The sequence below is a fragment of the Cryobacterium sp. Sr3 genome, assembly GCF_004402835.1.
GTDB lineage: Bacteria > Actinomycetota > Actinomycetes > Actinomycetales > Microbacteriaceae > Cryobacterium > Cryobacterium sandaracinum.
On sequence record NZ_SOFA01000032.1, the window covers coordinates 36,774 to 49,893 of the forward strand.

At 68.1% G+C, this 13,120-nt stretch carries 12 protein-coding genes; 1 reads left to right on the forward strand and 11 read right to left on the reverse strand.

The genetic code is table 11. The features are described from left to right. Positions 1–179: 179 nt before the first annotated feature. A complete protein-coding gene (gene hflX / locus E3N94_RS08845) occupies positions 180–1,718 on the reverse strand; it encodes a GTPase HflX (RefSeq protein WP_134375112.1) in 1,539 nt (512 codons plus the stop codon). Positions 1,719–1,759: 41 nt separating this feature from the next. Here hflX and E3N94_RS08850 point away from each other — a divergent pair, with 41 nt between their 5' ends. Beyond that, complete coding sequence (locus tag E3N94_RS08850) at positions 1,760–2,371, forward strand: methyltransferase (protein WP_104101190.1); 612 nt, start codon at positions 1,760–1,762, stop codon at positions 2,369–2,371. A 33-nt stretch (positions 2,372–2,404) separates the two neighbouring features. On the opposite strand, the gene dapF is transcribed toward E3N94_RS08850, so the two are convergent. From dapF to E3N94_RS08900, 10 genes are all read right to left on the reverse strand, one after another. Continuing rightward, complete coding sequence (dapF, locus tag E3N94_RS08855) at positions 2,405–3,286, reverse strand: diaminopimelate epimerase (protein WP_104101188.1); 882 nt, start codon at positions 3,284–3,286, stop codon at positions 2,405–2,407. A 10-nt stretch (positions 3,287–3,296) separates the two neighbouring features. After that, complete coding sequence (miaA, locus tag E3N94_RS08860; RefSeq protein ID WP_241977328.1) at positions 3,297–4,286, reverse strand: tRNA (adenosine(37)-N6)-dimethylallyltransferase MiaA; 990 nt, start codon at positions 4,284–4,286, stop codon at positions 3,297–3,299. Between the two features lie 4 nt (positions 4,287–4,290). Further along, on the reverse strand, positions 4,291–6,009 hold the full coding sequence (gene miaB, locus E3N94_RS08865; protein ID WP_134342202.1) for a tRNA (N6-isopentenyl adenosine(37)-C2)-methylthiotransferase MiaB: 1,719 nt from the start codon (positions 6,007–6,009) through the stop codon (positions 4,291–4,293). A gap of 61 nt (positions 6,010–6,070) precedes the next feature. Then, positions 6,071–6,850 carry a regulatory protein RecX gene (locus tag E3N94_RS08870; RefSeq protein WP_134570098.1) on the reverse strand — a complete coding sequence of 260 codons (780 nt, stop codon included), beginning with the start codon at positions 6,848–6,850 and terminating at the stop codon, positions 6,071–6,073. A 3-nt stretch (positions 6,851–6,853) separates the two neighbouring features. Next, complete coding sequence (gene recA / locus E3N94_RS08875) at positions 6,854–7,987, reverse strand: recombinase RecA (RefSeq protein ID WP_104101181.1); 1,134 nt, start codon at positions 7,985–7,987, stop codon at positions 6,854–6,856. A gap of 259 nt (positions 7,988–8,246) precedes the next feature. Then, positions 8,247–8,468, reverse strand: coding sequence for a DUF3046 domain-containing protein (locus E3N94_RS08880; protein WP_104101179.1), 222 nt, complete (start codon positions 8,466–8,468; stop codon positions 8,247–8,249). A gap of 9 nt (positions 8,469–8,477) precedes the next feature. Next, positions 8,478–8,783 carry a helix-turn-helix transcriptional regulator gene (locus E3N94_RS08885; RefSeq protein ID WP_104101176.1) on the reverse strand — a complete coding sequence of 102 codons (306 nt, stop codon included), beginning with the start codon at positions 8,781–8,783 and terminating at the stop codon, positions 8,478–8,480. Between the two features lie 189 nt (positions 8,784–8,972). Continuing rightward, on the reverse strand, positions 8,973–9,479 hold the full coding sequence (locus E3N94_RS08890) for a nicotinamide-nucleotide amidohydrolase family protein (protein ID WP_134342220.1): 507 nt from the start codon (positions 9,477–9,479) through the stop codon (positions 8,973–8,975). Positions 9,480–9,522: 43 nt separating this feature from the next. Continuing rightward, complete coding sequence (pgsA, locus tag E3N94_RS08895) at positions 9,523–10,122, reverse strand: CDP-diacylglycerol--glycerol-3-phosphate 3-phosphatidyltransferase (RefSeq protein WP_134342204.1); 600 nt, start codon at positions 10,120–10,122, stop codon at positions 9,523–9,525. A 3-nt stretch (positions 10,123–10,125) separates the two neighbouring features. Continuing rightward, complete coding sequence (locus E3N94_RS08900; protein WP_134342205.1) at positions 10,126–13,071, reverse strand: DNA translocase FtsK; 2,946 nt, start codon at positions 13,069–13,071, stop codon at positions 10,126–10,128. Positions 13,072–13,120: the final 49 nt, after the last annotated feature.

The window sequence follows — 13,120 nt, forward strand, 5'->3', positions numbered from 1 at the left end:
GCCGCCGGTCAGGAGACCGGCGGCAACGATTGAGAAGACTCTAACAAGCACGCCCGGTGCCCGGCAGGTCTGTGACCGAATATGTCATCAGCTGGCGCCGGAGCGGCTCAGACAGGCCGGAGGAGTGCGGACATCGGCAGGCGAAGGCCTGCCGAGGTACGCGGAGCGAAGCCGGCGGGTCAGCCGGTGACGGCCGGCGGCACGGCGAACGGCTCGAACAGCGCCCGAATCTCATCAGTCACCAGAGCCGTAACCCGGGTGCCGGTCTCGGCGTACTCGGTGGACAGCACCGTGCCCTGATCGTGCAGCACCGCGATCAGGTCGCCCCGCTCGTAGGGGATGAGCAACTCGAGCCTGATCGACGGCCGCGGCAGCAGGTCCGAGATGGTCGCGAGCAGTTCCTCGATGCCCTCGCCGGTGCGGGCCGAGACGAAAATGCCCTTCGGCCAGAGTCCGCGCAGCACGAGCCCGTCATCATCGCTGATCAGGTCGCTCTTGTTGAAGACGACGACCTCCGGGATCTCCCGGGCGCCGACCTCGGCGATGACCTCGCGCACTGTGGCAAGCTGGCTCGCCGGGTCAGGATGCGAGCCGTCGACGACGTGCACGATGACGTTGGCGTCGGCGACCTCCTCGAGGGTGGACCGGAACGCCTCCACCAGCTGATGGGGCAGGTTCCGCACGAACCCGACGGTGTCCGTCAGCGTGTAGAGCAGCCCGTCGGCCGTCGTCGACTTGCGCACCGTGGCGTCCAGGGTGGCGAACAGGGAGTTATCGACGAGCACGCCGGCCCGGGTGATGCGGTTGAGCAGGCTCGACTTGCCGGCGTTGGTGTAACCGACGATGGCGACGGATGGCACGGCGTTGCGCTTGCGGTTGGCCCGCTTGGCCTCGCGAGCGGGTTTCATCTCGAGGATCTGCTTGCGGAGGCGGGACATCCGGGTGTGGATGCGCCGGCGGTCCAGCTCGATCTTGGTCTCGCCGGGGCCGCGCGAACCCATGCCCGCACCGGCGCCGCCCACCTGGCCTCCGGCCTGGCGGGACATCGAGTCCCCCCAGCCGCGCAGGCGGGGAAGCAGGTATTCGAGCTGGGCGAGTTCGACCTGGGCCTTCCCCTCGCGGCTCTTGGCGTGCTGACTGAAGATGTCGAGGATCACGGCGGTGCGGTCGATGACCTTCACCTTGACGACGTCCTCGAGGGCGCGCCGCTGGCTGGGCGCCAGCTCGGTGTCGGCGATGACGGTGTCGGCGCCCATCGCCTTGACGATGCCGGCCACCTCTTCGGCCTTGCCCTTGCCGAGGTAGGTGCTGGCGTCGGGCTTCGCTCGGCGCTGCATGAGGCCGTCGAGAACGGTGGCGCCGGCGGTCTCGGCCAGCGCGGCGAGTTCGCGCATGGAGTTCTCGGCGTCCGCGACGGTCCCGTGCGTGTACAGGCCGATCAGAACGACGTTCTCCAGCCGGAGCTGGCGGTACTCGACCTCGGTGACGTCCTCGAGTTCGGTGGAGAGGCTGGGCACGCGGCGCAGCGCGTTGCGGTCCTCGCGGTCCTGCTGCACGCCGTCGTGACCCTCGTCGTCGTGCGACGGGCCGGATTCGGCCTGCAGAGCCTGCGCGGAGCCGCTGCGGAACAGCGAATAGCCGGCAGCCTTGCTATCAGCGCTGGCGAGAACGCGGGCGACCACGTCGTCGGTGTCGTCGGGCAGATGTGACTCAGTCATTCCTTTAACAATACTTCCTCGATGCACGGTAAGTTCCCTCTATGCCTTCCGACCACTACTTCACCCCGGCACCCGACAGCACCCTGAAACTCCGCCAGGTGACCGTTCGATTGGGAGGCCAAGAGCGCGAGCTGACCACAGCCAATTCGGTCTTCAGCCCGGAGCACATCGACACCGGCACCCAGGTGCTCTTGAACAGCGCGCCGACCCCGCCGCCCGGCGGCGATTTCCTCGACCTGGGCTGCGGCTGGGGTCCGATCAGCCTGCACTTGGCCCTCGCCTCACCCCGCGCCACGATCTGGGCCGTCGACGTCAACGAGCGGGCGCTCGACCTGGTGCGGCTGAACGCGGAGGAGCTCGGCCTCACCAACATCACCGCAGTGCGGCCCGATCAGATGCCCGCCCACGTGGCGTTCCGCACCATCTGGTCGAATCCCCCGATCCGGGTCGGCAAAACCGAACTGCACACCATGCTGCGTACCTGGCTGCCGCGCCTGGAGCCGGGTTCGGATGCCTGGCTCGTCGTGCAGCGCAACCTCGGCTCCGACTCCCTGCAGCGCTGGCTCGACGGCGACCTGCCCGCCGAATTCAGCACCTCACGGCACTCCATCAGCAAGGGCTTCCGGGTCCTGCGGGTGAAACGCCAGGACTAGACCGCGTCGCGGCCCATCGCCCCGAGCTAGTTCTCAGCCGAGGCGGAAGACCCCGTCGAACACGAGTTCCGCCGGACCCGACAGTGAGACGTGCTCGCCGTCCTCGGTCGGAAACATGCGCACGCCGAGCGTGCCGCCGGTGACCTCGACCTGCCACTGGTTCGGGGCACCCGCGCCTGCCCAGTGCCGGGTGGCGAGGGCCGCCGCGGCCGCCCCCGTTCCGCAGGAGAGTGTTTCGCCGCTGCCGCGCTCGTGCACGCGCATCCGGATGCGGCCGACACCGTTCACGACGAGCGGATCGCCCGGAAGCACGAACTCGATGTTCGCCCCGGCCGCCGGGTCAGGGTCGAGCTGCGGCACGAAGGTGAGGTCGACGCCTGCGAGCTCGTCGTCGTCGGCCAGTGCCACGACCACGTGCGGGTTGCCCACGTTGATGCCGAGACCGGGGCGGGCCACGGGCAGGTCCTTCGCCCGAACGAGCGGTTCGATACCGTCGAGGCGCCACCGGCCGAGGTCGACCTGGTAGCCGGTTGCGCCGCGCTGCACGTCGCGCACTCCCCCGCGGGTGCCGATGCAGAGCGTGTCGCCGCGGTCGAGCGAGGTCAGGCCCTGCTCTACCAGGAAGCGGGTGTAGACGCGGATGCCGTTGCCGCACATCTCGGACACCGTGCCGTCGGCGTTCCAGTAGTCCATGAACCATTCGGCCGCGTCGTCCTCGGCGAGGGCGATCGCACCGGCGGCCAGGCTCGTGGAGCGCACCGCGCGGATGATGCCGTCGGCACCGATGCCGAATCGGCGGTCGCAGATGGCCCGGATCTGGCTCGGGGTAAGGTCGATCTGCCCGTCGGGATCAGAGAAAAGCACGAAGTCGTTCCCGGTGCCGTGGCCCTTGGTGAAGTTCAGATCAATACCCATGCCGTCCAGTTTAGGAGGCCGGGTCGGCCGCCCAGTGCTCGGCCGGCTGCTCCGGGTCGGCCAGGCGGGTCAGCGCCCGGTCAACCCGATCCGGCGCGTCGAAGTCGATCCAATGGGTGTGCGGGGAACGCTTGAACCAGCTCACCTGCCGTCTCGCGTACCGGCGGGTGAGCTGCTGCGTCTCCTGGATAGCCTCCGCCCGGCTGAGGCTGCCCGTCAGCTGCCCAAGGGCCTGGGCGTAGCCGATGGCCCGGCTGGCCGTGACACCGGTTTCGAGTCCGCTCGGGATCAGCCCGCGCACCTCCTCGACGAGCCCGCGGGCCCACATACCCTCCACCCGGGCGTCGAGGCGGGGGGTGAGCTCCGCGCGCTGGGCGCGGAGGCCCACTGTGACCGCGGGCATCCAGTAGACCGGCTCGTCGGGCAGGGCGGCGGTGTGCGGCCCCCCGGTCAGCTCCACGACCTCGAGGGCGCGCACGAGGCGCCGACCGTTGCCGGCGCCGATGCGGGCGGCGGCGACCGGGTCCACGGCCTTCAACCGGGTGTACAGGGCACCAGGCCCCTGCTCGATCAGGTCGGCTTCGAGTCGGGCGCGCAGCACGGCATCCGTGCCGGGGAACTGGAAGTCGTAGACCACGGCGGACACGTAGAGCCCGGAGCCGCCGACCAGGATGGGCACGCTGCCGCGCGCCACGATGTCGGTGATCGCGGCGCGGGCCTCCGTCTGGTAGCGGGCGACGGTGGCCTCGTCGGTGACCGACAGCACGTCGAGCAGGTGGTGCGGGACGCCGCGGCGCTCCAGCACGGTGAGCTTGGCGGTGCCGATGTCCATGCCGCGGTACAGCTGCATGGCGTCGGCGTTGACGATCTCCGCCCCCCGACCGGCCTCGGCCAGGCGTTCGGCGAGGTCGAGCGAGAGGTCGGACTTGCCGGTGCCGGTGGGTCCGACGACAACGATCAGCGTCGGGTGGGCGCCGGTCACCGGGTTCGGGCCGGGCACCTGCCTAGCGCTCCCCGTCGGTGACGTCGTAGATCGGCGTGGTGCTGGAACTGGCCACCGCGGGCGAGCCCACGGCCCGGTCGGGTAGGCGCAGGGTCGGCAGGCCGAGGGAGACCGAGCCAGACCCGCCTGCTGCTCCGCCGTGACTGGGCACGCCGCAGTACTCGGCTTCGAGGCGGTCCCAGGCGTCGCCGGCGATGGTGCGCCGGATGCGCAGCGGAGCCCCGTCGACGGAGTCGGCGATCAGGTGGAAGGGGGCCGCCTGGGTGACCGTGACGGTCACGAGGTCGCCCGGACGGGGCAGTTCCGAGCCTTCCGGCACGTCGAAGTGCACGAGCCGGCTGTCAATGGCGCGACCGCTGAGTCGACGGGTGTCGGCGTCCTTGCGGCCCTCGCCGTTGGCGACGAGCAGTTCGACCTCGCGACCGACCACAGCCTGGTTCTCCTCCCAGGAAATCCGCTCCTGCAGGGCGGCGAGGCGCTCGTAACGATCCTGCACGATCTCCTTGGGGACCTGGTTGGGCAGCGTCGCGGCGGGGGTCCCGGGCCGGATGGAGTACTGGAAGGTGAAGGCGGTGGCGAACCGGGCCAGCTCCACGACCCGCAGGGTCTCCTGGAAGTCCTCCTCGGTCTCGCCGGGGAAGCCGACGATGACGTCCGTGCTGATGGCCGCGTGCGGCATCTGCGCGCGCACGCGGTCGAGGATGCCGAGGAACCGCGCCGACCGGTAGGAGCGGCGCATGGCCTTGAGGATACGGTCCGAGCCGGACTGCAACGGCATGTGCAACTGCGGCATGACCGACGGCGTCTCGGCCATGGCGTCGATCACGTCGTCGGTAAAGGCAGCCGGGTGCGGGCTGGTGAAACGGATGCGTTCCAGCCCCTCGATCTTGCCGGCCGCGCGCAGCAGCTTGCCGAAGGCGAGACGGTCGCCGAACTCAACCCCGTAGGAGTTGACGTTTTGGCCGAGCAGGGTGACCTCGATCGCCCCGTCGTCGACGAGGGCCTGGATTTCGGCGAGGATCTCGCCGGGACGGCGGTCCTTCTCCTTACCGCGCAGCGCGGGCACGATGCAGAACGTGCAGGTGTTGTTGCAGCCGACGGAGATGGAGACCCAGCCGCTGTAGCTCGAATCGCGCTTCGTGGGCAGGGTCGAGGGGAAGGTCTCGAGGGAGTCGAGGATTTCGAGCTGGGCCTCGCCGTTGTGCCGTGCACGCTCGAGCATGCTCGGCAGCGACCCCATGTTGTGCGTCCCGAAGACGACGTCGACCCAGGGTGCCTTCTTGAGGATGACGTCCTTGTCTTTCTGGGCCAGGCAGCCGCCGACGGCGATCTGCATGCCGTCGTGGCGGCGCTTGACCGAGGCCAGCTGCCCCAGGTTGCCGTAGAGCTTGTTGTCGGCGTTCTCGCGGACGGCACAGGTGTTGAGCACGACGATGTCGGCTTCCTCCCCGCCGGCCGTCACGTAGCCGGCCGCTTCGAGCGACCCGCTGAGCCGTTCGGAGTCATGCACGTTCATCTGACAGCCGAAGGTGCGCACCTCGTAGGTGCGGGCCCGGCCCTCAGCATCGTGCGCCGCCTGGCTTGGAGCAATCAGAGTCGGCGCGCTCAAGGCCGCGGTGCGCAGGGCCGAGGCGCGCAGGGCCGCGGTGCGCAGGGCCGACTGCTGCGGGTCCAGCGTCTCGGCGCTGGAGAATGGGGGCGTAGCGGTGCTGCTGGTCATAGTGGGTACCAGCTTACGCGTGGCACCTCCGAAACCGGGCCGGGTTGCCCCGACCCGCTCCCTACTGGAACCGCACCCGCGATGGCGAACCACCGCGGGAGGCAAGGGCGGCCTTCACCGCCACGCGCACGATGGACGAGGAATAGCCCTTGCGCATCAGGAACGCGTTGAGTCGACGGTCGATGGTCTGGTCGTCGAGCCGCCCGAGCTGCCCAACCCGCTTGACGGCTATTTCGATGGCCCGTTCCGTCTCGTCGTCGGGCATTTCGTCGAGCTTTTCCAGGATGAGGTCCTGATCGAGCCCACGGCGGCGCATCTCCGCCTGCACACCGGAGCGCCCCAGGCCTTTGCGCTCGTGGTGGCTGTGCACGATCTGATCGGCGAGGCGGCCCTCATCGATGTACGACAACTCGATGAAGCGCTCGATGATCTCTTCGATCTCGTGCTCAGCGACCTCCGTACCGCCAAGAACTGCGCGGGCCTCGGCCGCCGACAGGGACCGGCCGCGCAGCCGCTGGCGCAGCACCCCCTCGGCGTGCTCGCGATCGGCGGCGGCCCGGGACGCCACACCCTCAGGGGCGTCGTCCCCGTCGTCGGCACCGACACCAGCACCGACACCAGCACCGACACCGGCACCGCCACCGGCACCGCTGTCGACTGCGGGGCCGCTCGACGCCGCCGGACCACCGTCGCCGAGATACGTGACCGGCGCCAGTTGTTCGTCGGCGATCGGCGCCGCCTCGAGCTCGGTCGGCCGGGTCGCGGCGGCGCCGCGGGCCGCGCTCTTGCGACGTGCCGCACTCAGCGACGCGACCTCGTCGGCCGGCTCGAAGTAGACCATGCGCTACGCCCCCTTGCGGGCGGCGAGCTTGGCCTGGAGGGACTCCGCCTTGGCGGCTGCGGCCTCCTTGGCTGCGGCTGCGGCGACCAGGGCGGCTGCGGCGTCGATTGCGGCCTGCGCCTTCTTGGCGGCCGCACCCTCGGGGCTGATCCCGAGCTTGAAGAGGATCTTGTTCTCGATCTCGTTGGCCATATCCGCTTCACGCAGCAGGAAGTTGCGCGAGTTCTCCTTGCCCTGGCCCAGCTGGTCGCCGTCGTACGTGTACCAGGCTCCGGACTTCTTGACGATGCCGTGCTCGACACCGAAGTCGATCAGGCTGCCTTCCCGGGAGATGCCGATGCCGTAGATGATGTCGAATTCCGCCTGCTTGAAGGGCGGTGCCATCTTGTTCTTGACGACCTTGACCCGCGTGCGGTTACCGACGGCCTCGGTGCCGTCTTTCAGGGTCTCGATACGGCGGATGTCGAGGCGCACCGACGCGTAGAACTTGAGCGCCTTGCCACCGGCGGTGGTCTCGGGGCTGCCGAAGAAGACCCCGATCTTCTCGCGCAACTGGTTGATGAAGATCATGGTGGTATTGGTCTGACTGAGGCCACCGGTGAGCTTGCGCAGGGCCTGGGACATCAGACGGGCCTGCAGGCCCACGTGCGAGTCACCCATCTCACCCTCGATCTCGGCGCGGGGAACCAGCGCGGCGACGGAGTCGATCACGATCAGGTCAATGGACCCGCTTCGCACGAGCATGTCGGCAATTTCCAGCGCCTGCTCACCCGTATCGGGCTGGGAGACGAGGAGCGCGTCGATGTCGACTCCGAGCTTGCGGGCGTACTCAGGGTCCAGAGCGTGCTCGGCGTCGATGAAGGCGGCGATGCCGCCGTTCTTCTGCGCGTTCGCGATGGCGTGCAGGGTGAGCGTGGTCTTTCCCGACGATTCCGGACCGTAGATCTCCACGATGCGACCTCGGGGCAGGCCACCTATGCCGAGGGCCACGTCCAGCGCGATCGACCCCGTGGAGATCGTCTCGACGGGGGCGCGCTCGTCGCTGCCCAAACGCATGATCGAACCCTTGCCGAACTGGCGGTCGATTGCTGCAAGAGCGGTGTCGAGGGCTTTTTCGCGATCTGCTGATGATGCCATGAGTGATCTCCTTCGGTCGTGCATTCCGGCGCCTATAGGCTGTCGCGTTTGGTTACCGGGACGACCCCGACACCCGCTTTCAACAAGGCATGTGCTCTCTGTCGCTGACACAAACCGACTGTACGCGGCACGTCCGACAGAGCCGGGAACGGGGAGCGGCAGTGGATAAGCCGTCTTCGACTCCTGCTGTGGAGGAGTATATCAAAATGCGAACACGCATTCGAGAATTCCACGGAATCCGGGGCGTGTCGAGCGAAAACTAGCTGCGGGCGGCGGGGAGTCCCGCGCCGTACCAACGGGCCTTCGGGACATCCGTCTCGGCGCAGAGGGCAAGCCAGACGTCGCGCGCCGAAGCACCGCCGGCCAGAGCCTGGTCGGCGGTGCATCCAAACGGGGTCAGGATGAGATCTCGAGTGAGGACGCGGCCGTAGCCTTCGCCGAACTCGTCGCTCAAAGCCTGTCGGAACTCACTGAGCCGCATGGTATGGAACTAGCGCACCATCATGTCGTCGTAGTTGGCCACGAGCTCGTCGGGCACAGTGTCGGGGAACCTGTCGATTCCCTCGATGATGGCCAGTCGGTCGCCGACTTCCCGCATGATGACCGAGATCGGGGTCTCCAACGCTTCTGCAACGGAAGCCAGAATCTCGGAAGACGCTTCTTTCTGGCCACGCTCCACCTCGCTCAGATACCCGAGGGCCACACTGGCCCTGCTGGCTACCTGACGGAGTGTGCGCCCTTTCTGCAGGCGGAAGTCCCTGAGCACATCGCCGATTTCCTGTCGAACAAGAATCATCGGAACCTCCTTCTCGTACTGATTATGTGTTGCTTATCGAGTACCGTTTTATACTTCTGGCGCCCACTCAACCGGGTGGTTGCGTGTGTTGGATCGCAAGAGTACTACAACCTTGAACACCCTGACACTACCGATATCGACTGGGCTTTTCTTGTGAATATGCTCGTTGTAACCACGGAATTCGGGGAACTATTCCACCGCGTCACGGGCTAACAGCTGCCACACAGCTTCGACGGCCGCGGCCACGGAGGCCGCTCGAACGAGGGCACGGTCTCCGTGCAGCCGGAGCGGGATGACCGATATTTCTCCTTCACGAGCCAGCCCGAGGAACACCGTTCCCGGCTCGTGGCCACCCTGGCCGTCGGGCCCTGCCACACCCGTCGTGGCGATGCCGATGTCGGCGGGCCGGCCGTCGACGGCGAGGCGCGTACGCACGCCCTCCGCCATCTGCAGGGCAACCTGCGGGTGCACCGGGCCGTGCTCCTCGAGCAGAGCCGCGTCGACGCCGAGGAGGGTGTGCTTGAGCGCACTCTGGTACGCCACCACTCCCCCGTTGACGACGACGGATGCGCCGGGGATGCGGATGAGTTCGGCTGTCAGCGCCCCGCCGGTAAGGGACTCGGCCACGGCGATAGTGAGGCCGCGGCGGGTGAGCTCGGCGACGAGGCGCGCGGTGGCATCCGTCGCCCCGGGTATGTCAGCAGGTGACAGAGCCTCGTCGAATGCCGGAGGAATCGGATCAGCCACGGTCGTGCTGGAGCCGGTTCTCGCGCCGCGCGGCCACGAGGTAGTCGAAGCCGGTGACGACGGTAACGATGAGGGCGAGGGCCATGGCCGTCCAGTTGACCCAGTAAATCCAGTCGCCCAGCAGCAGCCAGAGGGGCACGAGGGCGAGGGAGATCGCCACGGACTGCAACACGGTCTTGAGCTTGCCACCCCGTGACGCCGGGATGACCCGGTCCTTCAGCATGACGAACCGGAACACCGTGATGCCGACTTCGCGCACGAGGATGACGATGGTCACCCACCACCACAGTTCGCCGAGGATGGAGAGGCAGACCAGGGCTCCGCCGGTGAGCACCTTGTCGGCGATCGGATCGAGGATCTTGCCGAGGTCGGTGACCAGGTTGTGCCGACGGGCGATGGCCCCGTCGATCCCGTCGGTGGCGATGGCCACGATGAACAGGGCGGCCGCCCACCAGCGCAGCGCGCCGTCCTGGCCGGCGTCGGCGAGGAGCATATAGATGAACACCGGCGCGAGCAGGATGCGCACGATCGTGATCAGATTCGGGAGATTCCAGTTGCTGGGCCGGACGACCGGCGTGGATGGTGTGGCCATGGGTCAGTCCCTGTCGGTCAGTTGCCAGGCGTCTTCATCGGGAGATGCGTCTTCTTCAAGGTACCCCTCCGACATTTTGGCGACCGGGTCGTCGGCGTAGCGCGGATCGGGCGGGCCGGGCGTGTGCTGGGCCGCGGACTGGTGAGCTGCGGCGGCCTGAGCGGCGGCCGTGGCGGCGTGGTGTTCGGCGTCGGAGCCGCGCAGCAGGGCCAGCACGCCGGGCAGCTGCTCCACGGAGACGAGCACGTCGCGCGCTTTCGATCCCTCGGAGGGACCGACGATTTCGCGGGACTCGAGCAGGTCCATCAGGCGGCCCGCCTTGGCGAAGCCGACCCGGAGCTTGCGCTGCAGCATCGACGTGGACCCGAACTGGGTCGACACGACCAGTTCCGCCGCTGCGAGGAGCACCTCGAGGTCATCTCCGATGTCGGAGTCGATTTCTTTGCGGGGGGCGACCATGGAGACATCCGGCCGGTAGTCGGGGCGGGCCTGCAGAGTGACGTGCTTGACGACGCGTTCGATCTCGGCCTCGTTCACCCAGGCCCCCTGCACGCGGATCGCCTTGGAGGCTCCCATCGGCAGGAACAGGGCGTCGCCCTGCCCGATCAGCTTGTCGGCGCCCGGCTGGTCGAGGATGACCCGGGAATCGGTGACGCTGGTCACGGCGAAGGCGAGGCGGGAGGGCACGTTGGCCTTGATCAGGCCCGTGACGACGTCGACGCTGGGGCGCTGGGTGGCGAGCACGAGATGGATGCCCGACGCGCGGGCCAGCTGGGTGATGCGCACGATCGAGTCTTCGACGTCGCGCGGTGCGACCATCATCAGGTCGGCGAGCTCGTCGACGACGACCAGGAGGTAGGGATACGGCTTGAGGCTGCGCAGGCTGCCGGCGGGCAGCACGATCTCGTTGTTGACGACGGCCTTGTTGAAGTCGTCGATGTGGCGGAATCCGAAGCTGGCCAGGTCGTCGTAACGCATGTCCATCTCCTTCACCACCCACTGCAGCGCCTCGGCGGCCTTTTTCGGACTGGTGATGATGGGCGTGATCAGGTGTGGAACCCCCGCGTAGGCAGCCAGCTCGACCCGCTTCGGGTCGATCAGCACCATGCGCACGTCGCTCGGCTTGGCCCGCATGAGCAGGCTCGTGATCATGGAGTTGACGAAGCTGGACTTGCCGGAACCGGTGGAACCGGCGACCAGGAGGTGAGGCATCTTGGCGAGGTTGGCGAGCACGAAGCCGCCGCCGACGTCTTTCCCGACGCCGATGGTCATCGGGTGGGTACTGTTCGAGGCCGCCGGGGAGCGGAGCACGTCACCGAGGGTGACGATTTCGCGGTCGGTGTTGGGGATCTCGATGCCGATCGCGCTCTTGCCCGGGATCGGCGACAGGATGCGCACCTCGTTTGAGGCGACGGCGTAGGAGAGGTTTTTGCTCAGCGCGGTGACGCGCTCCACCTTGACTCCGGGGCCGAGCTGGATCTCGTACTGGGTGACGGTGGGGCCGCGGGAGAACCCGGTCACCTTCGCGTCGACCTGGAACTGGCGGAGCACCTCGGTGATGGACTTGACGATCTCGTCGTTGGCCGCCGAGCGGGCCTTGGCCGGCGGGCCCTTGGTGAGGGTCGTGTCCGAGGGCAGCAGGTAGGGCGCGGCGGGCTGGTCTGATGCCGGCGGAACCGGGGCCGGCACCAGGGACAGGGGCGTGTCGGCGGAACCGGCGGCCCCACCGGCCGCGGCCGGGTCGAGTGCGTCGAATCCTGCTCCGGTCAAACCGGGAAGAACCTCGGTCAGGCCCGTCTGGTCGTCGGCCTGGAGCCCGGTCGACGAGCCCTGCGGCAGGTCGATCGCGCCCGTGAAACGTTTGAGGACGTCTTCGGCTCGGAGCAGGTCTTCGAGCACCTCGGTGCCGTAATGGTCCTGGTTGAGACCCGGGGTCGTCGGCGTCGTCTCCAGCGCGGTGTCGAAGCTGCCTCGTTTGTCGCCGCCGAGCAGGGTGCGCAGCGGGTCGGCGCCGTGCGGGCCTGCGGCGTTCGGATCGTCGGCGGGGGTACCGGCGCCGTTCGGGCCGAGCGGCCCGCCGAAGTCAGGGTCCTCCTCGCGCTTGCTCGTGTTGCGCCGCCACCAGGGCAGCGCTCCGGCATCTCCGTCGTCATCGTCGACCCCGTCCAGTTCGACCTGAACGGCCTTCTCATGCTTCGCTTCCCGGGCGGCGGCGCGCTCCTCGGGATCGGGGAGCTGGGCCCCGAACAGCCAGGCATAGAGCTCCCGGCTGCGTTCACCAATGCGGTTGGGCGGGGTCTTGGTGATGATGAAGAGGCTCAGGGCGAGAAGCAGGATGACGACGATGGTGGCACCGATCGCCGTGGTCAGGTAGATCAGGGGGGCAGCGATCATCCAGCCGATGACACCGCCGGCCAGTGCGAGGGTCTCCATGCCGTCGCTGGGGGCAGGCTGGCCACCGAAGATGTGGCAGAGACCCGACACCGAAACGAGTAGCACGGATAGTCCGATGCCGATGCGGCCGTTGTCGTGCACCGAACTGGGTTTGCGGAACAGCCAGACGGAGAAGAGCAGCATGATCACGGGCAGGGCGAACGCGACGCGGCCGAACAGTCCGCCGAAGGTCCAGGCGTCGAGGGTCTGGGCGACCGCGTTGTTGATCAGGAACCACTCGATCACGGCGCCGGAGACTGAGAGCAGCACAAGGAAGAAGGGCAGGCCGTCGCGGCGCTCTTCTTTGGAGAGCTTCTCCGGGCCGAGCGCGCGGGCAGCCCCGCCGGTCACGTGGGCCAGGGCCGTCCACGACCGCACGAACAGGCTCGGCCTGACCTCGACCGCGGTGAACTTGACCGTCTTCTGAGCGGCGGTGCGGGCTGCGGGCTTGCGCGCCGGGGTGCCGCGCGCAGGCGTGCTGCGGGCGCGACCGTTCGACTTAGTGCTCGTAGCCATGCAACTACGGTACTTCGATCCCCCGACATTGGGGCTTAGGCACGCCAAA